Origin of the sequence: Tamlana sedimenti, assembly GCF_038148895.1 — a bacterium.
Lineage (GTDB): Bacteria > Bacteroidota > Bacteroidia > Flavobacteriales > Flavobacteriaceae > Tamlana.
Genome location: NZ_JBBVGQ010000004.1, coordinates 266,006 through 292,139, shown reverse-complemented (window position 1 = coordinate 292,139; position 26,134 = coordinate 266,006). Strand labels below are relative to the sequence as shown.

Below are 26,134 nucleotides of genomic sequence, written 5' to 3'. Positions count from 1 at the left end.
ATAAAATTATGTCAAGTAATTTATACCCGCTTAAGTTTCATCCTATTTTAAAGGATAAAATTTGGGGAGGGCAAAAATTAAAAACTATTCTTAATAAAAAATCTGATTTACCAAATATTGGTGAAAGTTGGGAAATTAGTGATGTTGAAGGCGATACTTCAATTGTTAGTAATGGCAATTTAGCCGGGCAGTCGCTTAAAGAACTTTTAAAAACATTAAAAGCTGATTTGATTGGTGATAAAAACTATGAGGTTTTCGGGAACAAATTTCCCCTGCTTATCAAGTTTATTGACGCAAAACAAGATTTGTCTATTCAACTGCATCCAAATGATGAGTTGGCTGCAAAACGCCATAATTCGTTTGGCAAAACTGAGATGTGGTACGTTTTTCAAGCCGATGAAAATGCTAATTTAATTGTTGGTTTCAATCAAGAAGTAACTCCAGAGAAGTATTTAAAACACTTAGAAAATAAAACTTTGACCGAAATTTTAAACTTTGATGAAGTTAAAACCGGTGATACTTATTTCATTGAAGTAGGTCGTGTACATGCCATAGGGGCAGGGGTAATGGTGGCAGAAATACAACAAACCAGCGATATTACCTACCGTGTTTATGATTGGGATAGAGTCGATGACCAAGGAAATGAACGCGAGTTGCACAACGATTTAGCCATTGATGCCATTGACTTTAACATGCCAGATAATTTTAGGGTGAACTATTCAAAAATAGAAAATCAGTCTAATATGATGGTGAGTTGTCCCTATTTTAAAACGAGCTATTTGGAAGTGTCCAAAACGCTAAAAAAGGAAAATGACAAAGACTCGTTTTTCATTTATATGTGTGTTGATGGTGAGGCAAAAATCAGCGCCAATGGTTTTTCTGAAAACATTATAAAAGGGGAAACATTGTTACTTCCTGCCGGAATAAAGAACTATGAGATAAGTGCTGCACATGCTAAACTACTAGAGGTTTATGTTTAACGATAAGGGCAATAGATATTAAAAAACTATTCCTACAAATTCTGGAACTTTATACCAAAATATTAGCTATTTTTGTTTAAAATTAAAATGATTAAGACATGGCAAACGTTAGAGATTTAAAAAAGGATATAAATTACGTTCTAGGTGATATTATAGAGGCAGTGTATGTTTGGGAATATTCAAACACGGATAAAGACACAAAAAAGAGCGAGGCTATTATTGATGAAGCCATTGAAACTTTTGACGAACTTATTGCAAAAGTGAATGCTAAAAATGTAGAGAATCCCAAAGGCCATTTTAATGCCATTAAAGATGAGCTAGAAGAAAAAGGCAAAGCATTAATTGAAAAAATTAATAAGCTTGGATAATTTTTTTAGCGGATTTGTTGCAGATATTGTTTTTGAGATTATATTTGCAGCCGTTAAATAAGCCGATGTAGCTCAGTTGGCTAGAGCAGCTGATTTGTAATCAGCAGGTCGTGGGTTCGAGCCCCTCCATCGGCTCAGAAAATAAAAAAAGACCTTTCAAATCTGAAAGGTCTTTTTTTATGCTTATTTCTGATATAGATTCTATTCTATATTTTCGTTTATTTTTATTTGTTCAATAAACTCATTTAATTCTTTCCCGTATTTGGATTCTTTAATTTTTGGTGTCAACGATTTGTTTATGGTGTCCAAGAAATTAAATTTTGCATCGTAGATTTCCGTCAACGCCAAATATGGAGCCACCTCGCTATCACCATGACTAATGGCAAAATTAATGGTATAAAGATATTTTCGCTTTAAAATATTTTTGGATTCTTTTTCCAAAGAATCAATTTTAACGGAGTCGCCATCTCTTTGCGCATCAAAAGTTTCCTTTATCAAATCTAGTTTTCTATCATTAATTTTAGAAATAATAGATCGGTATTCCTCTAAAGTTTTTTGCTGTGCCGAACCATTAATTTTGGCATCAAAAACGAAGTTTTTTAAAGTTGTGTTTATTTCGGTGATTCCTTTATCCGCAAAAAAGGAAATTCTATCTTCAACAGTACTATTTTTATCTAAGTACAAAAAGAAAACTTCGGGAGTGTCAATTGGGCTATAAAGTTCAAAAGTAGGGTTGCCATTAATGACGATGGAATCCATAGTAACCAAGTTGGTATCTATTGTTTTCTTTAGATAAACGGTTCCCTTTTTTAAATCTTTGATGTTTACTTTTACTGTTAAATCATTTTGGTTGTTGCTACAGCCTATAATTATAAGGGCTAGCAACAAAATTGAAATTCTTTGCATGAAGTGATTTGTTTTTTGACGGAGCAAATATCCTATAATTATATTTTAAATACTAGTTGGCATAAAACTATTTTTAATTGTTAATTAAATCATAAAACGAAATTAACCAACAAAGTTTGGCACGGGTATTGCTATTTAGTAAATGATTACATTCAAGTAGTTAGTTTATTGAGTGGTTACTTTAAACTGAAGAATTGTAATTCATATTTTGGTTGGTTAGTTAGTAAAGAAGCATCCTTTTTTGGATGCTTCTTTAATTTTAAAATGGTCTGTTTTTAGTTTTTTAGCTATTGAAAAAACATGCATTTCGTCGACGATAAGCATATTTTCATCTTTAAATGTTAAAATTTTATGCATTTAATCGATTTTTAGTGTATTTTGTCGTTAGTTAATATTTAATAATTATATCTTTGGAGTGTACTAAATAACACACTTTTTAGTTCAATGGATTAATTAATTAATATTTGCATTATGTTGTTGATAAGGAGACCCCAAATCTGACATCATAATATTAAAAAGCAAATTGAAAAGAAACCGGGTTTGAGGGAACCCGGTTTTTTTATGCAATAATTCTAAAGGTCAGATTAATCCGTTTTCCGATATCTTTTTGGGTTTTTGGTATTTGGTGCAGCCAGTTATGTTGCGTTTCTCCTTTCATCAATAAAAGGCTGCCATGTTGCAAAACCAGTTTGGCTTTCAAAGATTTATCATTTTTATGTTTTATATGAAAAATACGCTCGGCCCCAAAAGATATTGAGGCAATAACTGGGTTTTTACCAAGTTCTTTTTCGTCATCGGCATGCCAACCGTTGCTATCTTTTCCAGAACGGTACAAATTTGCCAAACAGCTGGTAAACCCTATTTTTAATTCTTCATCAATTATGTTCTTGATTGCAAGCAATTCGCCTTCAAAAGGCAAAGGCTTCATTTTTATATTGCTATAGGTGTAGCTATTGTTGTTGGTTGCATAAAAAGCGGTAAGTCTTGGCTGTTCAAATGTTTTGCCAAAAACAGTAATGTTGTCCTGTTTCCATTGGATATCCTTTAAAAGCTTATTAAAAAAACCATCAGCTTCGTCGGTACTGAAGAAATTTGGGTAATAAATAACATCGGCATCTTTCAATTCTAAATTTATGCAGGGATTCAGCCTCATTATCTTTTATTTTCTAATTTAGCATAATCCATACATAAAATGAAGCACACTTTTCTTTTTTTATTCTTGTTGCTGGGGTTTAATTCAGTTGCGCAATTGCCGGAAGGCTTTGTTTACGTGCAAGATAGTATTCCTGATTTAGATGTAGAATTGCGTTATTACGGTTCAAACAATTTTGTGGGAAAGTCAATAGATGGGTATGAAACCAACAGGCTCATACTTACTATTGAAGCTACTATGGCTCTGAAGAAAGTGCATATGGCCTTGCAAGATCAAAATCTGTGTTTAAAAGTTTATGATGGCTATAGGCCACAACGTGCCGTAAACCACTTTATTCGCTGGGCAAGAGATTTGAATGACACCATTAACAAACATAAATTTTATCCTGATGTTAAGAAGAGTAATTTGTTTAAGGAAGAATACATAGCAACTAGATCTGGCCATAGCAAAGGCAGCACGGTAGATTTAACCATAATTGATGGAAATACAGGAGAACCTTTGGATATGGGCAGTGCTTATGACTTTTTTGGGGAACAATCTTGGGTTGATTATGAAGCTATTACCAAAAAACAAAAGGCCAACAGGCAATTATTGCAAAAAATAATGCTTCAACATGGTTTTAGAAATTACCCCAAAGAGTGGTGGCATTTTACTTTGCGCTGGGAACCATTCCCAAATACTTATTTTGATTTTCCTATTGTGCCAAAACCTATTTAGCTTCTGGTAAGTTTTTCAATAATTGTTTTGTGCTTTGGGAATTTGCTAATCAATGCATTTCGTTCTGCCAATTCAAAATCCCTAAAATCAAATCCAGGGGAAACTGTGCACCCAAGAAGCGAATAAGAATCTTTATTGGTAACTTCAGCAGCAAACCAATCTTTGGCTTTTACAACAAATTGAGGAATTTCATTTTTTTCTAAATTATTTCCAATAATTACCGAGCTATACTCACCTTCTGCGGAAATGATGTGCAACTTTATTGGAGAGCCTTTGTAAAAATGCCAAATTTCATCTTGTTTAATCTTGTGGAAAGCAGAAAACGTATCTGAAGTCAATAAGAAATAGATACAGGTAGAAAAGTTTCTGTTTTCAGTAAAGTCAGAACCGAGATTTTCCGGAGTTATTTCACCAGAACTTCTGTATGTTTCTTTAAAATATCCACCCTCCGGGTGAGGTTGCATGTTCAGTTGTTCAGCTATTTTTTTTGCCTCCTCCATTATAAAATATTGTTTAGTACCAGCGTTTCTTTTTCTTTTTGGAAGCTTCACTTTTTCTACCTTTTTTGTGTTTGCTTCCCGTTTTTTTGGATTTATGGACTATCGGTTTTGCTTTTGGATCCAGCGGATAAGGGTGGTCATCCACTACATCTATTTGAAGTTGAATAAGTTGCTGTATTGTTTGTACATAACTTTTTTCGTCGGCAGAACATAATGAATACGCCTTTCCTAAATTTCCTGCTCTGGCCGTTCGGCCAATTCTATGCACATAGGTTTCGGGTACATTGGGCAAATCAAAATTTATTACGGCATCTAAATCATCAATGTCAATACCACGTGCGGCCACATCGGTAGCAATTAAAATATTGGTTTCACCTTTTTTGAATTGATCTAATGCCTCTTGTCGTGCCGTCTGACTTTTATCGCCGTGAATGGTATTGACTTTGTAGCCATTTTTTAATAACGTATGCTCTAATTTATCCACGCCAAACTTTGTACGTCTAAAAATGATGATATGCCCTTTAATAGTATTGCGCAATAAATGCAAGCACAGTTCCATTTTATTTCGTTTCGGAACATAATATAGCAATTGGTCAACATCTTTTGAGGTTGATGCATTCTGTGTCACTTCAATGCGCTCTGGGTCTTTTAAAATGGTATTTGCCAAAAATTCCACTTTGTGCGGAATGGTAGCCGAAAACAGAAGTGTTTGTTTTTCTTTGGGGCAAAGACGTTCAATTTTTCTAACATCATCAATAAAGCCCATATCTAACATGAGGTCGGCTTCGTCCAGCACCAGAATTTCCACATAATCAAGATTTACAACATCTTGCTTGTGTAAATCGAGCAATCGGCCGGGAGTGGCAATTAAAATATCAACGCCTTTTTTCAGTACGTCTTTTTGTGGCTCAATAGATGTACCACCGTAAACCACGGTAGACCTTAAGTTGGTGTATGTACTATATGCTTTAAAGTTATCGTAAATCTGTACGGCCAGTTCCCTAGTGGGGCTGACGATAAGCGCCTTTATTTTTTTGCCGTTTCTAGGAGCGTCTTGGTCGTCAATCAATAATTGAAGTATAGGAAGTGCAAAAGCAGCAGTTTTTCCCGTTCCGGTTTGCGCCGAAACAATAAGGTCTTTTTTCTTTAAAACCAGCGGAATGGTTTTTTCTTGAACCAATGTGGGGTTATCGTAACCAGCTTCTGCAGCAGCCCTTAAAATGGGCCTGTTTAATTGTAAGTCTTTAAAGGACATTTAAAATGTTTTGCCGCAAAGATAACCCAATTTTAAGAGAGGATTTTTTTTATTTTCATGGCATTCCAGGTATTGTCCACATGAAGAAGTTTAGCCGGCTTTAAACGGTAATCGCCTAAAAAATCCCAATCAAACTCTTTGTGCAGATTGCCTATTTCGCTCAAGGTGGTTTCATTGGGGTAAAATACCCAAAGCACCGAAGAATCCATGAGCCTTGGAAACAGCGTAAGCATTTGCTCCATAAACTCATTTTTGCTTTCGGTGAACACAATGGCACATTCTACACAAGAGGTGATGACCAAAGATTCATTGTGCTCAATTTTGGCGAATATTTCCTCAAAATTGTCCGGAACATTCAAAATATAAATGTCTTTAAACTTTTTGAGTTTTAATTTTGTAGTGAGGGTTTGCATATCCTAAAGATACAAAAAAAATGATTTTAAAAGGGCGACAAATTGCCGTATAAAATGAAAAATTCTATTTTAAAAAGCCCATAAATTCCTTTCGTGCGCGTTCGGGTAAAGCATTGTTTTTTGTAGCACGATTAAGCAGGTCTTTATCTTTGGTTTTGGCAAAAATTAAATGATACAGTTGCGCCGTTGTTAGGCTGTTTTCAGGTCTTTCAACAAGCGTAAATGTATCGCCAGGTTTTACATAACCTTCTTCCAAAACCCGAATATAGGTGCCAGGGTGGCCGTGTGCTATAAATTTTTTTAAAATGTTTTGGTTGCCAAATTTGGCACCTAATTTAAAACAGGGTTCGCGCGGTTGGGTTATTTGTATTTTGGCTTCTCCAACTTTATAAATATCGCCAACAAAAATCTTTGTTTCATCAAGACCGGAAACGGTTAGGTTTTCCCCAAACATGCCCCAATTCCATTTTAAATTGGGGTACAAGTTTTTCCAATAGCCATAATAATCTTCAGAAAACAAATAACACGCTTTAAACTCGCCTCCATGGTATTTTCTGTCGGTTACTTCATCATCTTTTACATCACTCTTGCCCAAAAAAATAGGGGCGTTGGTTGGGGTTTTATAAATACCGGTAACCACTTCTTTTTTTCTCCAAATGATGGTTTTAGGTTTTGCTATGTTGGTTGATGTAATTTGCATAAGGGGTTTGATGATTTAGAATACCGTATATCCAAATATTAACGATGCTGTATTATAGTCGGTGGCCCAGTATATATATCTACTCAATACATCTCTTTTGGTCTGATATCTCAATTCTAAGCTGTATTTGTCGTTATATTTGTACCCCATTCCGAAGGCCAGATTACTTCCTGATTTTATATTTAAATCAAATGAACTATAACCAGCTTTGGTACTATTATATTCAATAATTGAGTTTTTTTTATTAAAATCAAGAGAATAAGAACAATTGATGAAAATTTTGGAATTATCATTAAGAAAAAAATAGTGCCTTAAGCCAAAAGGTAATTCAACAGATGTGTAATCTACATTAGCGGTTCTGTTGGGTAATGTTTTTTCAGATTTAAAATATTGGTATGTTGGTTCCACGATAATGCTCCATTTATTATTTCTGAAGGGCAAAATAAATTCGCCTTCAATCCCAAATCTAAAAGCTAAATCGTTACCGAATTCGGTATTCACATTATTAATTAAATTATTTTGAATGGCAAGGGTTGATTTGTTAATACCTGGCCTTATGCTTAGGTTAAAAAAATCTTTGTTCTTTTTTGCTTCATAATTCGTATATTCTTGATTGTTGCATTTATTATATTCTGTAAAAATATTTGCTAATTCATCTTTGTGATAATCTACACGTTCTATTTTGTTAGTAGTTAAAGTTGGGCACTTTAAATCATTCCACAATTGCTGTTTGAAATGATGATTTTTGGCAATTTTGTCATTTTGAGTTATGTAGGATTTGAAAATCAATGGTTTGATATTAGAGTTTTCCTTACTGTAAAAAAACCTCGTTACATCCTTGTCTCTAAACATGTATAAATTAGCACTACCTTCAACCAGTACTTTTAAAAAAACTTCTTCTTTGTTAAATAAGGGGTTTTTCTCAATACTGATTTTATTGATTTTTTCACTAGATCTATCAATATTTACAATTTCTCTGATAAATTTAGAAGTGTTGTTTATTCCAAATTCTTTCACATATTTTAAGACTGCCGTTTTGGTTTCGACATTTTCATCTAATTTATACTCAAATTCGGTTGGATTGTTTTCCCAAACGACGTTTTTGATCAAACAATTTATTTTTTGATTATTATTATCAATATAATAACCATTTTCAAAAGAAATTTGCGAAAAACAGTTTAAGCTTAAAATAGTTGTAAAAATAAGTATGATTTGGTTTTTCATTTTAGGTGTTTAAATTAATGAATGCCAATATAAGCAAATAAAATCTCACAAAAACGAAATAGCAAAAAAACTAAGCTATTTTTTCCAACCCACCTGGGAAAGGTCTGTAGGCGTAGTATTGCAGCACTTCCTCAATTGCCAGTTTTAAGGCTTTGTTTATGGGCACAATCATGTTTCCCAACTTAAAATCTATTTGGGACAACTGCATGTAGTAGTCTGTAAACATGGGTAGATACAGCCCGTTGTTAATGGCCTCCGTGGTATCTTGGTAAATGCCTTGTTGGTTTTCTTTAATGATTTTGCAGGTAACCAAACGTTGTTTGCCGTATTTATCTCGAGATGCGGCGTACCCAAAAAGCCGGCATATTAGCCCACGATATTTATAATTGCTGCATTGCCCCGCGGCATAATCAACTATGTTTAAGGGGTTGTATATATGGCAAATGCTCGGGTTTTGTTTGCTTTGCAATTCTTTAAGTGTGGTTTCGGCTTTTCCAGTTAAAAACAGATTAAAAGCCAAAGGTAAAAACTCTAACGGCGAAGCTTCCATAGTTGGGTTGTTGCAGCATTGGCCACAGCCCGATATGCATTGCAATTTTGTTTTATTTTGAAATGTAAAGATTTCTGAATCAAGTTGCTCGAATAGACCTTCTATCAACTTTACTTTTCGCTCTATGGACATAAATGACGCCTCGATATTTTTCGCGAATGTAATTTATTTTTCGATTGGTTGTTACGGTGTCTATTTCTTTTTTTAAGGAAAAATTAAAATATAAGCAATTGGGGTTTAGTGGTTTATGTCTTTACGAAATTAGCCAATCAATCTGATACATTAACGACGAAATAAGTCGATTCTGCAATGTCTTTTAAATTCAATATATTTTAGATTTCTGGTATTATGGTGAAACCAAAATCATAAACTTTATCAGCATAATACATGTATTTTGGGTGTGGTTTTGCACCCCAACTGTTGTCACCACCAACACCCATCATTTTATGGTCAATATGAAGTTCAACAAAATCTTTTTCAGTAATATCGGCAGTTGTTCTAAGTAATTTTTGCTTTCCGGGGTCAAAATCGGAAGTGCTGTTGTGCAATGCATTAAACTCCAAAACTTCGTTATACGCCATAAATTTTAATCCCAATCCGTATTGATTTTTTAAACTCAGCCAACGTACATCCGATTTATGCCCATTTTCCTGTGGTCGGTTGTATGCTACATATTGGTCGGCAACTTTAGAGTTGTAAAGTCCAACAAAAGCCGCTGTGTTCCGGTCTATGTAATTTTCCCATGGACCGCGACCGTAGTAGATTAGGTTGTCAAATTCCTTTGGGAGTTGAAGTTTTAAACCAATTCTTGGAATTTCAGGTAAATCCTCCTTTTTGGCTTTAAAACTATAATTGACATTGATTTGCCCATTTCCTTTTATGGTATAAGTAATGGAAACATGGCCATCAATTTGTGGGTTATGGAACGTTGTACTTACTATAATTTCTGATTCTGACACTTTTTTGGTTTCAATATCCTTCAAAACAAATTCATTGGCGGCTTGCTTCCAAATTTCAGCACGTTCCTGGAGCTTATTTCCAAAATCGTTATCGGTAGGCGCTCTCCAAAAATCCAATGCCAAAGGTTCCTTTATCAATTCGTAGCCATTGAGCATATATGAACTTAACATTCCCGTTTGTTTAGAAACACTGGCGGTAAAAGTATTCCCTGAGATGATTATATTGTTTTCATCTTCTGCTGAATTTATAGGAGCGGAACGCTCTAATTTATTTGCGGAGGGCACAAATTCATTTAGCCCAAACTGTTCTGAGGCTACACTATGGCCGTACGGAATCAAATAATTGAAATCGTTTTGAACGGCATAAAGATTTAAAAAGTATTCTTTGTTGTTATCGGGCAATGAAAATTCTATGGTAAACTCTTTTTCAGATTGCGGTGCAATGCCCACGGGCTTAAATTCCCCAGAATTGGCAACGGTACCATTGGCTAAAAGTTCCCATTTAACCATGTAGCCATCCAAATTTGTAAAGAAATTATCATTTTTTATACTTATCAGTCCTTTTGAGGCATCAATATTTTTGAACTTAATATTTTGGTAAACCTTTTTTATCTCAAATAGCGCAGGGTGTGGCTTTAGGTCGGGGTCAACAATACCGTTTAAACAGAAGTTGCCATCGTGGTGCACGCCTTCGGGTTCAAAATGACCGCCATAAGCCCAGAATTTTTTGCCCTGTTCATCGTATTTGGCCAAACCTTGATCCATCCAATCCCAAATAAAACCACCTTGTAATTGTGGATGCGAATAAACCAAGTTCCAATACTCCTGAAAATTGCCATTGCTATTGCCCATGGCATGTGAATATTCACACCAAATAAAAGGGCGTTCTTTATCTGTTTCCAACCATCTGTTTTTTATATATTCAATCTCCGCATACATAAAGCCTTGGATATCTGTGTGCCGTTCTTTTAAATCGGTCATTCTTTCGGCGCGTTCATAATGTACAGGGCGGCTAGCATCCAATTTTTTTATGGCATTATAGCCCGCTAAAAAGTTTGGTCCTGTGCCGGCTTCGTTTCCCATGCTCCAAACAATAACCGATGGATGGTTTTTATCTCTTTCAACCATATTGACTATTCGTTCTTCATGCGCTGCTTTCCAAGCAGGATTATTGGCTAACGTATGTTCTGGTTCATAGCCCATACCATGCGACTCGATATTGGCTTCATCATAAACATATAGTCCGTACTCATCGCAGAGCCTATACCAAGTCGGGTCATTTGGGTAATGGGATGTCCTAACGGCATTAATGTTAAATAACTTCATCGTTTTGATGTCGGCTATCATGTCCTGTTCGTTTACCACATGTCCGTGATAAGGATTGTGTTCATGCCTATTTACACCTTTCAGAAGAATAGGTTTGCCATTTACCAATAGTTGTCCGCCTTTAATTTCTGAATTTCTAAACCCGATTTTGATAGTGGTGGATTCTATCAATTCTCCTTTTTTGTTATGCAGGCTTAAAACTAGTTTGTACAAGTTGGGAGTTTCGGCAGACCATTTTTTAACGTTGGTAATTTCAGCACTGAAATTAATCTTTTTAGTGCCTTTGCCCATCTCGAAAGAAGATTGGTTGCCATCAATTTGATTCCCTGAATCATCTAATATTTGATAGGCAATGGTATATTTTCCTTTCTTTTTCTGGGTGTTTTTTATATCAACCTCTAGATTAAATATGCCGTTTTCATAGTTTTTATCCAGTGATGCATTTGCAAAGAAATCATTAATGTGTGTTTTGGGCCTGGCCAATAAAATAACATCTCTTTGAATACCAGATAGGCGCCAAAAATCCTGGTCTTCGAGGTAGCTTCCATCAGTAAACTGGAATACCTGAACGGCAATTTTGTTTTTTCCAGCTTTTAAGTAAGGTGTAATATTGAATTCTGAAGGCAACTTAGAATCTTGGCTGTAACCAACTTTTTGCCCATTCACCCAAATGTAGTAACCCGATTTTACAGACCCAAATTGGATGAAGATTTCTCTGTTGTCCCATGTTTCAGGTAAATTAAAGTAAGTAATATAGGACCCAACTGGATTTTGAGCTTCATTTATAAACGGTGGATTTCTGTCAAAAGGATAGTCTGCATTGGTATAATTAGGGTAACCGTACCCGTACATCTCCCAGCTTCCTGGTACAGGAATTTCATCCCAATTGCTATCATCATAACCTACTTTGTAAAAATCCAGATTTCTTTCTGACGCTTTGGGTGCATATTGGAATTTCCATTTTCCATTTAAAAAATGAATATACTCCTCTTCCTTAGGGGCACTTTCCATTGCGCTCTCATGAGTAGAATAAGGGTAAAATGAGGCATGGGCATTTTCTCTGTTCTGTTTGAAGATTTCTGGATTTTCCCAATCATTTTGTCCAATAATGTTTTGAGACAGAATGAATAAAAGGAAAAAGATTTTTAATGATTTCATGTGGTAATTCTGAATTTTGTTTAAATGTACTATAATCTTGCGCAAAAAAAACCGCTTTGTGAAAACAAAGCGGTTTAATACATTCTTAATAAACTATAGAAATGGATTTATCTTATGTTTTATTTATTAAAAATGTATTTAAAGCCAACCATAACCAAATCGGTCGTCATGTCATAAGATACGTTGCTTCCTGGTATAGCTCCATAAGGTGGGTAGCTTTGTGCAAACATAGGATTTAGAATTTGTCCTGATGTTTTACCACCGCTGTCACCATGATGATACATGGCATTTAAAGAAAAACGCTCACTTGCTTCGTAGGTTAAACCAAATTGAAAAGCATTTTTTATAATAGCTGTTGCCGGAATGTTGAAGAATGCCACGTCTTCATTTATAGGATTTGAGCTATAAGTATAACCAAGGCGAAGCGGTAATTTTTCAACACCCTTGTACTGAACACCGACTGAAATAATATCTATATTTTCCCAACCAAATCCTTTAACCGATGCCGTTTGTGTCCAACCTGTTGTGGAGAAACCATCTGTGTTTTCATAATCTACCAAACGGTAATCTAAAGCGATGTCAAAATCAGATTTAGAATAGCCTAATCCCACTGAATAAATAGCTGGATAATCCATGTTAAATGAATTGCTGGCCGTTGAATTATCTAAATGAACATTATTAAATTCAAAATCCTGAAATGATTGTGTGGTTTTATAAGAAGCACCTGCTTTGAAGCCAGTTCTGCTATCATAGAATAAGCCTATTTGTGCACCAATTCCTGTTGCTGTGGCTTTATCGGTAGATGGGTAGCCAGACCCGTTGGGATTTGCAGTAGGGTTTGGCATGAGTTCTAAGGAGGCGAAGTTGAATGTGGGTTGAACACCCACTGAAAACTTATCGCTTATTTCATAGGCATAGGTAAGCCCAATTTGTAGGAGCATATAATCTGATTCAATTCTGCCAAACCCACCCATGCTTTGGGGCATATTAATAGGGTTGGTCATACTTTCTGGAAATGTAACGCCAAAACCGCTAATGCCAAAAGCGGAAAAACCAAAAGTGTGTTTGCTGTCTTCTTTGCCCCAAACAAGAGCTAAAGCAGGCATTGGGGAAATACCTCTGTCATCTTCTGTCATTCCAGAAAAGAAATTTCCTGTTGGCTGCCCCGAATTATCAAATTCTGGTACTGTAGAATATAAAGTAGGAGATGAAAAGAAAAGCCCAATATCAAAATTTAAGATGGTTCCGTCAAATGTGGAAACAGTGGCTGGGTTCCATTGTAGCGCCCCTGAAATGTCCAACGGCTGGGCCGTTGCGGCGCCCCCCATAGACATATTAACAGAGCCTACCCCTTGCATGATGTGTCCAGATTGAGCTAATGATGAAATCGAAAATAATAAAAACAAAAACTTTGGTATAAATGAGTTCATGATGATATATTTAGTTGTATTACTTTAAGTTTGAAGTTCAAAATAACACATGGTTTTTCCGCTCGAGTTTGAAATCAAAAGTATGGTAGCCAAGGAAATATTTAAATGATATATATCATGAATTTGCTTTTAAATGCCATTAAGAATAAGTAGTTCTCCTTAGGGGAAAATAAAAACCACTTTGTGAAAACAAAGTGGTTTTTATTATTTGTGAGATACTGAAACACGTTCAGCATGACGCTAAACTTATTTTATCATTTCGTAGCTACGTTTGATAAAGTTTGTAAGCTCTTCACCTTTCAATAAACCTTGAGACAAGCGCGCCAAATCTAAACTTTGGTTTATTAAACGCTCTTGTTTCTTTTTGGTTTTGGTGTTTAAAATTTCGCCTACCAATTCGTGATTGGTGTTCACCACCAAATTATACATTTCTGGCATATTGCCCATACCAAACATACCGCCACCGCCAGTTTGTTGCATTTCTTTCATTCGGCGCATAAACTCAGGTTGGGTAATGATGAACGGATTCGCGTTGCTGTCCATAGCTTCCAATTGTACCATGAATTTTTCAGAAGGAATAACTTCTTTCAACAATTCATCCAATTCTTTCTTTTGGTCGTCATCCAATTTCGAAATGGTCGTGTCATCCTTTTTAATTAGATTATCAATATGGTCGCCATCAACGCGTGCAAAAGAAATATTTTCTTTACTAGTTTCAAGCTTTTGGATTAAATGTGAAACTATAGGAGAATCCAGCAGCAATACCTCATAATCTTTCGCTTTGGCCGCTTCAATATAACTGTGCTGAGCATCTTTATCTGAAGCGTAAAGAATCACTAATTTATCGTCTTTATCGGTTTGTTTCGCTTTAATTTTGTTGTAAAGCTCTTCGTAAGTATAATATTTACCATCAACCGTTGGGTAAAGTGCAAACGCTTCTGCTTTTTCAAAGAATTTTTCTTCGGAAAGCATACCGTATTCAATTACGATTTTAATATCGTCCCATTTCTTTTCAAAATCCTCACGATTGTTATTGAACAATGATTTTAACTTATCGGCCACCTTTCTGGTGATATATGATGAAATCTTTTTAACGGCACCATCGGCTTGCAAGTAAGAACGCGATACATTTAACGGAATGTCAGGAGAATCTATAACACCGCGAAGCATAGTTAAAAACTCGGGAACGATGCCTTCTACATTATCGGTTACGAATACTTGGTTTTGGTACAATTGTATTTTATCCTTCTGGATTTGCATGTCGTTGGACAGCTTTGGGAAGTATAAAATCCCTGTTAAATTAAATGGATAATCTACATTTAAATGGATGTGAAATAAAGGCTCCTCAAACTGCATAGGGTACAACTCACGATAAAAGCTGCTGTAATCTTCATCTTTTAAATCGGTAGGTTGCTTGGTCCAAGCTGGGTTTGGGTTATTTATAATGTTATCAACTGTTATTTTTCTTTGCGGCTCTTTAGTTTCCTTGCCATCTTTGTCTGTGATTGTTGCCGGTTCATGATCAGGATCGTTTATTTCCTTTGTTCCAAATTTGATTGGAATGGGCATGAACTTATTATACTTCAATAAAAGTTCTCTGATTTTACTTTCTTTAAGGAAGTCTTTTTCACCTTCAGAAATGTGTAAAATAATTTCAGTACCTCGCTCCGTTTTTTCGTCAGGCTCTAATGAAAACTCTGGAGAACCATCACAAGTCCAATGCGCTGCAGGTTCATCTTTATATGATTTGGTGATGATTTCAACTTTATCTGCAACCATAAAGGCAGAATAGAACCCTAAACCAAAATGGCCAATGATACCGGTGTCTTTTCCTGAATCTTTGTATTTGTCCAAAAATTCTTCCGCACCAGAGAACGCAATTTGGTTAATGTATTTTTCAACCTCCTCGGCTGTCATACCCACACCTTCGTCTATAATGTGAAGTTTTTTTCCTTTTTCATCTATTTTAACTTCAATTTTTGGGTTGCCATATTCAACCTTTGCTTCACTAATGCTGGTTAAATGTTTTAGTTTAAGCGTGGCATCGGTAGCATTACTGATCAACTCACGTAAAAAGATTTCGTGGTCGCTATACAAGAATTTTTTAATGAGTGGAAAGATATTCTCTACCGATACATTAATGTTTCCTTTTGTCATGATTTATAATGTTTTATTGTTGTTTTTGATATGCTCCTCATAAGGCAACAAAAATGCCAATTACTTAAAGGTGACAAACTGGCATTAAAAATGATTTTATTTTAAATTTTATAATTTGAAAATATTGGTAGTTGTTGTATTTTGTATGACTAAACGAAAAAAAGTTATGTACAATTCTAAAATTATAGGTTTAGGTAAATATGTTCCTGACAACGTGGTGACCAATGATGATTTGTCCAAAATGATGGATACCAATGATGAATGGATTCAGGAGCGGACAGGCATTCAGGAACGCAGGTGGATAAAAGAAGGAAGTAATGATACCTCTGCGGTTATGGGTGCTAAAGCGGCGAAAATGGCCATAGAGCGTTCTGGTTTAACCAAGGATGGTATTGATTTTATTGTGTTTGCCACCTTAAGTCCAGATTACTATTTTCCTGGCTGTGGCGTTCAAATTCAAGATATGCTTGATATGCCAACAGTTGGTGCCCTGGATGTAAGAAACCAATGCTCTGGATTTGTGTATGCCATTTCTGTGGCCGACCAATTTATAAAAACAGGCATGTACAAGAATATATTGGTTATAGGAGCAGAATATCATAGTAACGGGTTGGATAAAACAACAAGGGGTAGGGGCGTAACCGTTATTTTTGGTGATGGCGCGGGGGCCTGCGTGCTTTCAAGGGAAGAAGACACAACTAAAGGCATTTTGTCAACCCATTTGCACAGCGAAGGAAAGTATGCCGATAAATTGATGGTTGAAGGGCCAAGTATTGCCCATTGGGTTCCAGAAATTTTGGAGAACCCAGACGATACGTCCTATTTTCCATATATGGATGGCACTTTTGTTTTTAAGCATGCCGTTGTCCGTTTTAGCGAAGTAATTATGGAAGGTTTAATGAAAAACGGATTGAAAAAGGAAGATATTGACATGCTCATTCCACATCAGGCCAATTTAAGGATAGCTCAATTTATACAGAAAAAATTTAGGTTACGCGAGGACCAAGTTTTCAATAACATCATGAAGTACGGAAACACCACAGCGGCTTCTGTAATTATTGCACTTACTGAAGCTTGGGAAGAAGGTAAAATAAAACCTGGGGATAATGTGGTTTTGGCTGCTTTTGGTAGTGGATTCACTTGGGCAAGCGCTATTATTAAATGGAGTTAATTCATTCCTGAAATCACCAAAAAACGAAAAACCCGACACTGTAAAGTTTCGGGTTTTTCTAGCTATTAATCAACTTCAACTAACACTAATGTGAAGAATCTTAGTATATTAGACGTTAAAAGTCCAATATTATTGCACGGAATTTTAAGATTTAACTTTTTTTAACAGATAAAAAAAACCCGAAGCCAAATGCTTCGAGTTTTTATTATACTAATCTTTAAATACGAATTTTGAAATGTGTAGATGACTAACTCTAAATAATTATTATTCGTGTTTGGCTAGATTGTATGAACTTATAACGTAAGTTACTGATTTTTATTGTGTAAAGAAAAAATTTTAACATTTAAGAAACCAATGCCTTGAATTGAGTAAAATCAAACCCCTAAAACTAACTAGTTTTAGGGGTTTTTATTTAATATCAGCATGTACACTAACCATCAACTACTAATATGCTGAGTATTAAATATTATTTGTTTTCTTAAATGAAACCGCCGCCGCTAGACTCCACGTTATTGTCCCTTTGTTTTCTTGATTTAGCTCTGTACTTACCACCACCGAATCTATAGGACAAACTAACATTCCATGTGTTGCTTTCCCAATTAAAGGCACCAATTTGAGGAAATGGTTTGCTACCGTTAAATGCAAATTCCATGGTATTGAATATGTCGTTGTAGTTGAAGCTTAAGGTTCCTTTGCCTTCAGAAAAACTAATACGGGCACCTAGGTTTACAAAATACATAGGCTCCCTTAATATTTGTATGCTTTTGTTCTTGCCACGGTAAAAACCAAAAGCAGTTAGCGAAATAGTTTTGTTTAAACTGAAATTGTTATACATTCTAAAGTTCCACGCAACGTTGTCAACCTCATCTATTTTGGTTTCAATATCATCAATTGTAGCGGTTTCTATGGGAGCCGTTAGGTTTTCTGCAATACCTCTATTAACTTGGGAATATAAATCAAAACTTGAGTTTATGTTCCACCATTTTACCGGTCTGTAATTCGATGAAAGTTCAACGCCATAAGCCGAAACGTCATCAAAATTATCATGGGTCAATATCACTCGCCCAGAAGTAACATCGGTTCTGTCAATGAACAACGCTCTGTTAATATCGTCTGTAATCCTTCTGTAAAAAACACCAGCAGTTACAGTGCCCTTACGTTCATTCAATGTGCGTGTATAGTTGGCTTCTACCGAGTTGGTAAATTGCGGTTTTAAGTTAATATTTCCATAGGAGGAAACTAGTGGGGTACTCCACTCTTTTATGGGGTTAACCTGGCCAATCCCGGGTCTATCAACACGTCGACTATAACTTAATTGATATGAATTTTTTTCTGAAGCCGTGTAGGTTAAAAATGCAGATGGATATACTTGAACATAGTCATTTTTAAAAGTTTCGGTGCTCTCAGCTTCAGACGAAAGCGCAACGGCATCTTCTATAACATTTTCGGCCCGCACACCTACTTGGTATGACCATTTTCCAATTTCTTTGCTGAACGTCGCGTATGCCGAGTAAATATCTCTGGTATAATCAAAATTTGTACTGGGAGTGGGTCTTAAAACACCACTAGCGTTTAGGGATTCACCTGTTGATGCGTATTTTATATCTGAATTAAATAAGCGAGCCTGCAAACCCAATTCCAATTTTGAGGTTTCCGTAAGCGGATTTACATAATCTAAATTGATAGTTGTGCTTTTTCGTTTGGTATCGTTAAAATCCCTGTAATCTTGATTGGAACCTAAAAGAAAAATGAAATCGGCAGGTCTGTCATCAATAAAATCATTGTAATCTACTTCCAGTTCTATATTGTGCCCATCTTTTGAAAAATCGTGTTTATAATCGAAATTATATTGCGACGAGGTATTGTCACTTTCCGATAGAAAAAGTTGACTTTGATTAAAAGAGGGGTCATCGTAAAAGAAAGCATCTGTTTTTCCGCGGGTACTATTTACCGAAGGGTTCTGGGTGGTGAAAACAGAGAGCGTATTTTTTTCATCCAGGTAATAGTCAACTCCAACCTTAAATAAGTGGGAATTTCTTTTATCTAAAAACTTAAAGAACTGCTCCGAATTGTTTTCTGGCCTATTAACAATTCCCCTATTTTGGTTTTTGGAAATATTGTTGCTGTAGCTTCCGTAAAAATTAAACTTTCCGTTTCTGTAATTTAGGTTGACAGCGCTATTGAATTTGGCTTCAATTTGGTGGGTAAGGCCAATGCTAACATCACCATTAAAGCCAATCAACGTATTTTTATGAAGTATTATATTGATGATACCACTCATGCCTTCCGGATTATATTTGGCCGAAGGATTGGTAATTAATTCTATAGATTTAATTGCTGTAGAAGGAATTTGCTTAAGCAACTGAGCCGTTGGGATGTTGGATAGTTTGCCATCAACCATAACACGAACATTTTGGTTTCCGCGAAGGCTAATATCTCCTGTTTGGGCATCAAGACTAACAGATGGGATACCAACCATAAGTTCTGAGGCACTTCCAGCGGCTGCCAAATCCTTTCCAATGGTAATCACTTTTCTATCAACCTTTTGTTGGATGGTTGAGGTTTCGGCAATTACGGTAACTTCATCCAAGCCTTCCGCTTCTTCCTCAAGAAAAATATTTCCTAAATCTATTTTGTAGTTGTTCTTTCCAACAGCAATATTTTTGTTAATTGTTTTGTAACCGATGTATTGAATACTGACAATGAGGCTTCCTTCTTCAACTTTTTCAATTGCAAAAGTGCCATCGTCTAAAGTTATTCCACCTGTGACGGTTTCGCCTGAAGGATTTTTGATAATTACATTAACATAGGGTAAGGGCTGTTGTAAAGCAGCGTCTAAAACGGTGCCAGTTATGGTGCCTAACTTTGCGTTTTCTGGATCGGGATTTTTAGTGTGTGCCTTAATGGAAATTGAAAACAATAATAGGCACAAAAAGAGAACTCTTTTCATTTGGTTTGATTGATTTTTTGATTGATGATTATTTACAAGACGAGGAATTTTAAATCTTGTTACTATATTTAGGACAATTAACAGCATTTTAACATAAAAAGCCCCTAATGGGAATTTGGCTTTCAATACTTATTTTAATTTAAAAAGATGAAAAAAACTTTGGTGCTGGGTGCTTCGCTAAAACCCAATCGATATTCCAACTACGCCATACAACGGTTGGTGGCAAACCACATTGAAGTTGTTGCGTTTGGTTTAAAGAAAGGTGAGGTTGCGGGAATTTCAATTGATACAGAACTCATGCCGTATAAAGGCATACATACGGTAACGTTATATCTGAAATCAAAAAGTCAGCAAGAGTATTACAACTATATTATTTCGTTAAATCCGCAGCGAGTAATTTTTAATCCCGGAACAGAAAACCCCAAGTTTTACAGAATTTTAAAAGATAAAAATATTCCATTTGAAGAAGCTTGTACACTAGTGTTGCTTGCTACGAATCAATATTAAACCGATAAATGTAATAAGTCCATTTAGCGGTAAAATTTCCCAGTGAAATTTATAGGTGCCAATAACACTTTCAGGCAGAAGGGTTATTAAATAACTTATAATTATGGAAACTAAACCAATAATCCATGAGTAGTTGTCCTTGATTTGGTATTTTGTTAAAATACCAAAAGCGAATAACCCTAAAAGTGGACCATAAGTAAACGTGGCGAATTTGAAAAGGTTGCTTACTACGTTGCCCTCTAAAGTATTAAAGAAAATTACGACAAGGATTAATAGTATAGAAACGCCAACATGCACTTTTTTGCGCAGGGGTTTTTGTTGTTCTTTAGGGAGTTTTTCAATGTTTAAAAAATCAACAGAGAATGAGGTGGTTAGGGAGGTTAATGCGCTATCAGCGCTAGAGTATGCCGCCGCGATTAAACCGATAATGAACGTTATAGCCAGTCCTGTGCCCAAACCTTGGTTCATTGCTATTTCTGGGAATAGTAAATCGGTTCTGGTTTTACCATCAACAATAGGTATATGTAATCCAAATTTATCGGCATAAATAAATAATAAAGCTCCAAGTGATAAAAAGAAAAAGTTCACAAAAATGAGTAATGTAGCCATAGTGAACATATTTTTTTTGGATTCATAAGGGGTTTTGCAGGTTAGGTTTTTTTGCATCATATCTTGGTCTAATCCTGTCATGGCGATAGCAATAAAAATACCACCAATAAAGTATTTCCAGAAATAGGTTGTAGAGTTGGGATTGTCAAAAAAGAATATTTTTCCTCTTTCAGAAAACTCATAGGAATTTAAAAACCCAACAAAATTCCAATCCAATTTTTCATTTATCAAATAAATGGCGACACCAACTGAGGTCAACATTGCTAGTGTTTGTAATGTATCGGTCCAAATGATAGTTTTAATTCCACCTCTATTTGTATAAATCCAAATCAATAAAATGGAAATAACAACAGTAGCCCAAAAAGGGATGCCAATACTTTCAAAAACAATGTATTGCATCGCTAATGCCACTAGAAATAACCTAAATGATGCACCAGTAACCCGCGAAAGCAAAAAGAAAAATGCACCGGTTTTGTAACTAACTGTTCCAAAACGCTGTTCGAGGTATTGATAAATTGATGTTACATTGAGTTTATAATATATTGGTAAAAGAATAAGTAGGATGAACAAATACCCGACAAAAAACCCGAATACCCCCTGCATATAAGCAAACTGCTGACCGCCGATCATTCCAGGAACCGAAATAAAAGTTACCCCTGAGAGCGATGCCCCAATCATTCCAAAAGCAACCAAATACCAAGGTGCCGATTTGTTCGCTTTAAAAAAGGCATCGTTAGAGTCTTCTTTTCCGGTAAAATAGGATATTAAAATTAAAACTGTAAAGTAGGCGGCGATTAATAATAGTATTTGAGTTGCAGTCATAAAACCTTATGTTTATTTCGCCAAAATACAAAATAAGTTAAGGGAGCAAAGCTAATTTGTTGTTGAATTTGAGCCAAAAAGTGTTAATTTCGCGCCTATGGAATTTTCTTCTAAACTATTGGAACGCGCGGTTAACGAAATGTCGCAATTGCCAGGCATTGGTAAACGTACAGCCTTACGTTTGGTTTTGCATATGTTAAGACAGCCCAAAGAGCAAACCAATGCACTTGTCCAAGCATTGCAAACCATGCGCAACGAAGTAAAGTTCTGTAAATCATGTCATAATATTAGTGATATTGAACTTTGTGAAATATGTTCAAGCTCTAGCAGAAACAAAGATATTATATGTGTTGTTGAAGATATTAGGGATGTTATGGCGATAGAAAATACAAGTTCCTTTAAAGGCTTGTATCATGTTTTAGGAGGAAAAATTTCACCAATGGATGGTATTGGCCCCCACGATTTAAACATAGGGACCTTGGTTAAAAAGGTGAAATTGGGTAGTGTTAAAGAACTTATCTTTGCTTTGAGCTCTACCATGGAAGGAGATACCACCAATTTTTATATTTTCAAACAAATTCAAGATTTCAACATTATAACGTCCACAATTGCAAGAGGTATTTCTGTTGGTGATGAATTAGAATATGCCGATGAAATAACGTTAGGTCGAAGCATTATTAATAGAGTGCCTTTCGAAACTTCGTTGAAATCTTAATCGATTATGAAAAAACAGAGCAACTTCATTAATTATCTTAATTTAGATTAATCGATTACACTAAACTGCTTTCGTGAAACTTTCCATAATCATATTAAATTATAACGTACGCCATTTTTTAGAACTTTGTTTGAAAAGTGTCGAGTCGGCCATAAAAAATCTGGATGCTGAAATCATTGTGGTTGATAATGATTCTGAGGATGATAGTTGCCAAATGGTTAAGGATTTGTTTCCACAAGTTACGCTTATTGAAAATAAGAAGAATTTAGGGTTTTCAAAAGGGAATAATGTTGGGGTTTCAAAAGCAAAAGGTGAGTATTTATGTATTTTGAACCCAGACACCGTTGTTGCCGAAGATACTTTTGAAAAATTGCTAGAGTTTGCAGAATCAAAAACAATACTAGGGGCGATAGGCTGTAAATTAATCAATGGTGGGGGATTGTTTCTGCCCGAAAGTAAGCGCAATATACCATACCTAAGGGCAGCAGTAAAAAAAATATTCGGCAATCCTTCAGAATATTACGCCAATCATATCGGGCAAGATGAAATTGGCAAAATAGATATATTGGTTGGGGCGTTTATGTTTTTAAAACGACAAGTTTACAATGAAGTACGAGGTTTTGATGAAGATTATTTTATGTATGGTGAGGACATCGATTTATCATATAGAATTTTAAGAGCAGGTTATGCTAATTACTATTACGGAGCCATAACAGCTATTCATTTTAAAGGAGAAAGTACTTTAAAAGACAAATCGTATGCTAAGCGGTTTTTTGGAGCAATGCAAATATTTTACACGAAACACTTCAAAACCAATGTTTTATTCGATTTGTTCGTGTGGTTGGGTATAAAAATGGCCTATGTTTTTAGGAAAATAAAGCCAGAAAAAATTAAGAATGTCAGCGCTTATGTTTTTGTATCAGATAAGATGGACCAGCGAATAACCGATGTTTTATCTGGTCCAATCCATTTGCAAAACCAATTGGAAAGTAATTTTGAAAGTGAAGTGGAGGTCATTTTTAACGGAAACAAATTCTCTTACAAGATTATTATTGAAACTATGGAACGGAATTTTAAAAAAAATAAACAGCTAACCTATAAAATTCTACCAAATGGCTCAAGTTTTCTTGTCGGCAGCGATGATGGTTTTAGTAGGGGTGAAGTTATAATGTTGGAGTAGTTTTTATTGATAACATTTTAAAATAAATATTGTTTTTTAGTAATTTTGCAAAAGAAATTAAATAAAAAAGGCGTTACGTTGTAGATATGGCAAAATTTGAACTGAAGTTACCAAAAATGGGAGAGAGTGTTGCTGAGGCAACCATAACATCTTGGTTAAAAGAAGTTGGAGACACTATTGAAATGGACGACCCCATTCTGGAAATTGCTACCGATAAAGTTGATAGTGAAGTACCCAGTGAAGTTGACGGTGTTTTGGTTGAAAAGTTTTTTAATGTTGACGATGTGGTACAGGTTGGACAGGTTTTGGCCTTAATAGAAACCGAGGGTGATGACGAAACTAGTGATTTAGATCAGGAAAGTGTTCCAGTGGTTTCGAAAGAAGAAGAAAAGGCCGTTGAACAATTGACCCAATCCATAACAAAAGCCAAAGAAACTATTGCTCCGGTAATCTCAAGTAGCGATAGGTTTTATTCCCCTTTGGTTAAAAATATAGCCAAACAAGAAGGTGTTTCACAGTATGAGTTGGATACCATAAAAGGAACCGGAAAAGATGGACGTGTAACCAAGAATGATATTTTAAATTACATTGAAAATGGTGGTGGAACGCAGGTTGAAACATCTAATGTTTCAATGCCCAAACAGGTTGAAACTCCCATGGCAAAACAGCCACAGTCTGAAAATGTAAAGGAAACTGCACAGCCTATTTTATCAAGCGGTGAAGATGAAATTATAGAAATGACCAGAATGGGCAAACTTGTTGCAGAACATATGGTCAATTCTTTGCAAACATCGGCCCATGTGCAAAGCTTTATTGAGGCCGATGTCACTAAAATTTGGAACTGGAGAAATAAAGTTAAAGACGGTTTTTTGAAACGCGAAGGTGAAAACTTAACGTTCACACCTGTTTTTATGGAAGTTGTTGCCAAAACACTTCGCGATTATCCTATGATGAACATTTCAGTTCAGGGAACTTCCGTCATTAAAAAGAAAAATATCAATTTGGGGATGGCTGCAGCATTACCCGATGGAAACCTTATTGTGCCTGTCATAAAAAATGCGGACCAGTTAAATTTAGTGGGCATGACCAAAAAGGTTAACGATTTGGCAAATCGTGCACGTTTGAATCAGTTAAAACCTGATGAAGTACAAGGAGGAACCTATACGGTAACCAATGTTGGGTCTTTTGGAAGCATTATGGGAACACCTATTATCAATCAGCCTCAAGTAGGCATTTTGGCATTGGGAGCAATAAGAAAAGTGCCAGCAGTAATAGAAACCTCAGAAGGAGATTTTATTGGTATACGCTATAAAATGTTTTTGTCGCACTCATATGACCACCGTGTTGTAAACGGAGCACTTGGAGGCATGTTTGTAAAAGCTGTAAAAGACTATTTAGAGGCTTGGGATAGCAATAGGGAAATTTAAATATATTTTGAATAAATTATTCTCTTTTTTTAAAGAATCTGGGATGATAATATTTTATTACCTAGTTGGGCTTGCATTTATTTCTTTTTTCTTGTATGTCTTCTACCTTATAATAACATTGCTTGTTTAACGTCAAACTTATTAACCACCAATTGTTTTTTCAAATCATAAAACCTTAAAATGCAATTAAACCTAACAAAACCCATATGTTTTTTCGATTTAGAAACTACTGGGGTTAACATAACAACAGATAGGATCGTTGAAATTTCAATCTTAAAAATCTATCCAAACGGAACGGAAGAAAGCAAAACATGGTTGGTAAATCCTGAAATGCCAATTCCCAAAGAAGTTACGGCCATTCATGGTATAACCGATGAAAAAGTAGCCAATGAGCCTACGTTTAAGGAACTGGCCAAGGATATTTATAATATGATTAAGGATTCTGATTTGGGAGGGTTTAATTCCAACCGATTCGATATTCCTTTGTTGGCTGAAGAAATGTTGCGGGCAGAGGTCGATTTTGATATGAAAAACAGATTGGCTATTGATGTACAGACTATTTTCCATAAAATGGAACAGCGTACTTTAAGTGCTGCATATAAATTTTATTGCAATGAAAACTTGAATGATGCCCACACTGCCGAAGCTGATACCAAAGCAACTTACGAAGTTCTGAAGGCCCAAGTTGCCATGTACGACGAACTTGAAAACAATGCCAAATTTTTGGCCGAGTTTAGCGCACGAAAAAAGTTTGCCGACTTTGCTGGCTTTATTGCTTATAATAAAAAAGGAGAAGAATGTTTTTCTTTTGGAAAACACAAAGGTAGGTTGGTTACAGAAGTGTTGGAAAATGAACCTGGCTATTTTGGTTGGTTGCTTAATGCCGATTTTCCACTTTACACGAAAAAGGTTTTAACAGCTATTAAACTTAGAAATTTTAATAATAAGCTAGGTTAG

The 26,134-nt window shown here is 35.5% G+C and carries 22 protein-coding genes and 1 tRNA gene; 10 read left to right on the top strand and 13 right to left on the bottom strand.

Annotation, left to right across the window (positions count from 1 at the left end; all coding sequences use genetic code 11):
* Positions 1-8: 8 nt before the first annotated feature.
* The 3 genes from WJN01_RS11650 to WJN01_RS11640 all read left to right on the top strand — a co-directional run bounded on the left by WJN01_RS11650 (position 9) and on the right by WJN01_RS11640 (position 1,483).
* Positions 9-980, top strand: a complete 972-nt coding sequence (locus WJN01_RS11650; protein ID WP_445197336.1) for a type I phosphomannose isomerase catalytic subunit — start codon at positions 9-11, stop codon at positions 978-980.
* A 98-nt stretch (positions 981-1,078) separates the two neighbouring features.
* On the top strand, positions 1,079-1,348 hold the full coding sequence (locus WJN01_RS11645; RefSeq protein WP_445197335.1) for a hypothetical protein: 270 nt from the start codon (positions 1,079-1,081) through the stop codon (positions 1,346-1,348).
* A 61-nt stretch (positions 1,349-1,409) separates the two neighbouring features.
* Positions 1,410-1,483 (top strand) — tRNA-Thr (locus tag WJN01_RS11640).
* Positions 1,484-1,549: 66 nt separating this feature from the next.
* Here WJN01_RS11640 and WJN01_RS11635 read toward each other — a convergent pair.
* Positions 1,550-2,254, bottom strand: coding sequence for a DUF4369 domain-containing protein (locus WJN01_RS11635; protein ID WP_445197334.1), 705 nt, complete (start codon positions 2,252-2,254; stop codon positions 1,550-1,552).
* 559 nt (positions 2,255-2,813) lie between these two features.
* Positions 2,814-3,407: an alpha-ketoglutarate-dependent dioxygenase AlkB family protein gene (locus tag WJN01_RS11630; RefSeq protein WP_445197333.1), complete on the bottom strand. Its 594-nt coding sequence runs from the start codon at positions 3,405-3,407 to the stop codon at positions 2,814-2,816.
* Positions 3,408-3,446: 39 nt separating this feature from the next.
* On the opposite strand from WJN01_RS11630, the gene WJN01_RS11625 reads away from it, so the two are divergent.
* Positions 3,447-4,124 carry a M15 family metallopeptidase gene (locus tag WJN01_RS11625; RefSeq protein WP_445197332.1) on the top strand — a complete coding sequence of 226 codons (678 nt, stop codon included), beginning with the start codon at positions 3,447-3,449 and terminating at the stop codon, positions 4,122-4,124.
* Here WJN01_RS11625 and WJN01_RS11620 read toward each other — a convergent pair.
* From WJN01_RS11620 to htpG, 9 genes are all read right to left on the bottom strand, one after another.
* Positions 4,121-4,624 carry a cupin domain-containing protein gene (locus WJN01_RS11620; RefSeq protein ID WP_445197331.1) on the bottom strand — a complete coding sequence of 168 codons (504 nt, stop codon included), beginning with the start codon at positions 4,622-4,624 and terminating at the stop codon, positions 4,121-4,123. The genes WJN01_RS11625 and WJN01_RS11620 overlap by 4 nt on opposite strands.
* A gap of 13 nt (positions 4,625-4,637) precedes the next feature.
* Positions 4,638-5,879 (bottom strand): DEAD/DEAH box helicase, encoded by a 1,242-nt coding sequence (locus WJN01_RS11615; RefSeq protein WP_445197330.1) that lies wholly within the window; start codon positions 5,877-5,879, stop codon positions 4,638-4,640.
* Between the two features lie 32 nt (positions 5,880-5,911).
* A complete protein-coding gene (locus WJN01_RS11610; RefSeq protein ID WP_370476764.1) occupies positions 5,912-6,292 on the bottom strand; it encodes a hypothetical protein in 381 nt (126 codons plus the stop codon).
* A gap of 64 nt (positions 6,293-6,356) precedes the next feature.
* A complete protein-coding gene (locus tag WJN01_RS11605; RefSeq protein ID WP_445197329.1) occupies positions 6,357-6,992 on the bottom strand; it encodes an MOSC domain-containing protein in 636 nt (211 codons plus the stop codon).
* A 15-nt stretch (positions 6,993-7,007) separates the two neighbouring features.
* A complete protein-coding gene (locus tag WJN01_RS11600) occupies positions 7,008-8,216 on the bottom strand; it encodes an outer membrane beta-barrel protein (RefSeq protein ID WP_445197328.1) in 1,209 nt (402 codons plus the stop codon).
* Positions 8,217-8,286: 70 nt separating this feature from the next.
* Complete coding sequence (locus WJN01_RS11595; RefSeq protein WP_445197327.1) at positions 8,287-8,898, bottom strand: YkgJ family cysteine cluster protein; 612 nt, start codon at positions 8,896-8,898, stop codon at positions 8,287-8,289.
* A gap of 200 nt (positions 8,899-9,098) precedes the next feature.
* Complete coding sequence (gene lacZ, locus WJN01_RS11590; protein ID WP_445197326.1) at positions 9,099-12,209, bottom strand: beta-galactosidase, LacZ type; 3,111 nt, start codon at positions 12,207-12,209, stop codon at positions 9,099-9,101.
* A 119-nt stretch (positions 12,210-12,328) separates the two neighbouring features.
* Entirely contained in the window at positions 12,329-13,639 is a 1,311-nt protein-coding gene (locus WJN01_RS11585; protein WP_445197325.1) for an OmpP1/FadL family transporter, read from the bottom strand.
* Positions 13,640-13,885: 246 nt separating this feature from the next.
* Positions 13,886-15,796, bottom strand: a complete 1,911-nt coding sequence (gene htpG, locus WJN01_RS11580) for a molecular chaperone HtpG (protein ID WP_445197324.1) — start codon at positions 15,794-15,796, stop codon at positions 13,886-13,888.
* Between the two features lie 166 nt (positions 15,797-15,962).
* On the opposite strand from htpG, the gene WJN01_RS11575 reads away from it, so the two are divergent.
* Positions 15,963-16,967, top strand: coding sequence for a 3-oxoacyl-ACP synthase III family protein (locus WJN01_RS11575; RefSeq protein WP_445197323.1), 1,005 nt, complete (start codon positions 15,963-15,965; stop codon positions 16,965-16,967).
* A 478-nt stretch (positions 16,968-17,445) separates the two neighbouring features.
* On the opposite strand, the gene WJN01_RS11570 is transcribed toward WJN01_RS11575, so the two are convergent.
* Positions 17,446-19,917: a TonB-dependent receptor gene (locus WJN01_RS11570; RefSeq protein WP_445197322.1), complete on the bottom strand. Its 2,472-nt coding sequence runs from the start codon at positions 19,915-19,917 to the stop codon at positions 17,446-17,448.
* 147 nt (positions 19,918-20,064) lie between these two features.
* Here WJN01_RS11570 and WJN01_RS11565 point away from each other — a divergent pair, with 147 nt between their 5' ends.
* On the top strand, positions 20,065-20,424 hold the full coding sequence (locus WJN01_RS11565; protein WP_445197321.1) for a CoA-binding protein: 360 nt from the start codon (positions 20,065-20,067) through the stop codon (positions 20,422-20,424).
* Here the strand turns inward: WJN01_RS11565 and WJN01_RS11560 are convergent.
* Positions 20,395-21,855 (bottom strand): sodium:solute symporter, encoded by a 1,461-nt coding sequence (locus WJN01_RS11560; RefSeq protein WP_445197320.1) that lies wholly within the window; start codon positions 21,853-21,855, stop codon positions 20,395-20,397. The genes WJN01_RS11565 and WJN01_RS11560 overlap by 30 nt on opposite strands.
* Positions 21,856-21,952: 97 nt before the next feature.
* On the opposite strand from WJN01_RS11560, the gene recR reads away from it, so the two are divergent.
* The 4 genes from recR to WJN01_RS11540 all read left to right on the top strand — a co-directional run bounded on the left by recR (position 21,953) and on the right by WJN01_RS11540 (position 26,134).
* The gene (recR, locus tag WJN01_RS11555; RefSeq protein WP_445197319.1) at positions 21,953-22,570 is read left to right on the top strand and encodes a recombination mediator RecR; all 618 of its coding nucleotides are present in this window, start codon (positions 21,953-21,955) and stop codon (positions 22,568-22,570) included.
* Positions 22,571-22,643: 73 nt separating this feature from the next.
* Complete coding sequence (locus WJN01_RS11550) at positions 22,644-23,750, top strand: glycosyltransferase family 2 protein (RefSeq protein ID WP_445197318.1); 1,107 nt, start codon at positions 22,644-22,646, stop codon at positions 23,748-23,750.
* An 86-nt stretch (positions 23,751-23,836) separates the two neighbouring features.
* Positions 23,837-25,177, top strand: a complete 1,341-nt coding sequence (locus WJN01_RS11545) for a dihydrolipoamide acetyltransferase family protein (protein ID WP_445197317.1) — start codon at positions 23,837-23,839, stop codon at positions 25,175-25,177.
* A 180-nt stretch (positions 25,178-25,357) separates the two neighbouring features.
* A complete protein-coding gene (locus WJN01_RS11540; protein ID WP_445197316.1) occupies positions 25,358-26,134 on the top strand; it encodes an exonuclease domain-containing protein in 777 nt (258 codons plus the stop codon).

Bases quoted from the DNA above. Each gene is read 5' to 3' on its own strand.
- lacZ (WP_445197326.1), bottom strand. From the start codon at position 12,209: ATGAAATCATTAAAAATCTTTTTCCTTTTATTCATTCTGTCTCAAAAC.
- WJN01_RS11595 (WP_445197327.1), bottom strand. From the start codon at position 8,898: ATGTCCATAGAGCGAAAAGTAAAGTTGATAGAAGGTCTATTCGAGCAA.
- WJN01_RS11565 (WP_445197321.1), top strand. From the start codon at position 20,065: ATGAAAAAAACTTTGGTGCTGGGTGCTTCGCTAAAACCCAATCGATAT.
- WJN01_RS11630 (WP_445197333.1), bottom strand. From the start codon at position 3,407: ATGAGGCTGAATCCCTGCATAAATTTAGAATTGAAAGATGCCGATGTT.
- WJN01_RS11625 (WP_445197332.1), top strand. From the start codon at position 3,447: ATGAAGCACACTTTTCTTTTTTTATTCTTGTTGCTGGGGTTTAATTCA.
- WJN01_RS11540 (WP_445197316.1), top strand. From the start codon at position 25,358: ATGCAATTAAACCTAACAAAACCCATATGTTTTTTCGATTTAGAAACT.
- WJN01_RS11635 (WP_445197334.1), bottom strand. From the start codon at position 2,254: ATGCAAAGAATTTCAATTTTGTTGCTAGCCCTTATAATTATAGGCTGT.
- WJN01_RS11615 (WP_445197330.1), bottom strand. From the start codon at position 5,879: ATGTCCTTTAAAGACTTACAATTAAACAGGCCCATTTTAAGGGCTGCT.
- htpG (WP_445197324.1), bottom strand. From the start codon at position 15,796: ATGACAAAAGGAAACATTAATGTATCGGTAGAGAATATCTTTCCACTC.
- WJN01_RS11620 (WP_445197331.1), bottom strand. From the start codon at position 4,624: ATGGAGGAGGCAAAAAAAATAGCTGAACAACTGAACATGCAACCTCAC.
- recR (WP_445197319.1), top strand. From the start codon at position 21,953: ATGGAATTTTCTTCTAAACTATTGGAACGCGCGGTTAACGAAATGTCG.
- WJN01_RS11560 (WP_445197320.1), bottom strand. From the start codon at position 21,855: ATGACTGCAACTCAAATACTATTATTAATCGCCGCCTACTTTACAGTT.
- WJN01_RS11650 (WP_445197336.1), top strand. From the start codon at position 9: ATGTCAAGTAATTTATACCCGCTTAAGTTTCATCCTATTTTAAAGGAT.
- WJN01_RS11545 (WP_445197317.1), top strand. From the start codon at position 23,837: ATGGCAAAATTTGAACTGAAGTTACCAAAAATGGGAGAGAGTGTTGCT.
- WJN01_RS11570 (WP_445197322.1), bottom strand. From the start codon at position 19,917: ATGAAAAGAGTTCTCTTTTTGTGCCTATTATTGTTTTCAATTTCCATT.
- WJN01_RS11575 (WP_445197323.1), top strand. From the start codon at position 15,963: ATGTACAATTCTAAAATTATAGGTTTAGGTAAATATGTTCCTGACAAC.
- WJN01_RS11610 (WP_370476764.1), bottom strand. From the start codon at position 6,292: ATGCAAACCCTCACTACAAAATTAAAACTCAAAAAGTTTAAAGACATT.
- WJN01_RS11645 (WP_445197335.1), top strand. From the start codon at position 1,079: ATGGCAAACGTTAGAGATTTAAAAAAGGATATAAATTACGTTCTAGGT.
- WJN01_RS11600 (WP_445197328.1), bottom strand. From the start codon at position 8,216: ATGAAAAACCAAATCATACTTATTTTTACAACTATTTTAAGCTTAAAC.
- WJN01_RS11605 (WP_445197329.1), bottom strand. From the start codon at position 6,992: ATGCAAATTACATCAACCAACATAGCAAAACCTAAAACCATCATTTGG.
- WJN01_RS11585 (WP_445197325.1), bottom strand. From the start codon at position 13,639: ATGAACTCATTTATACCAAAGTTTTTGTTTTTATTATTTTCGATTTCA.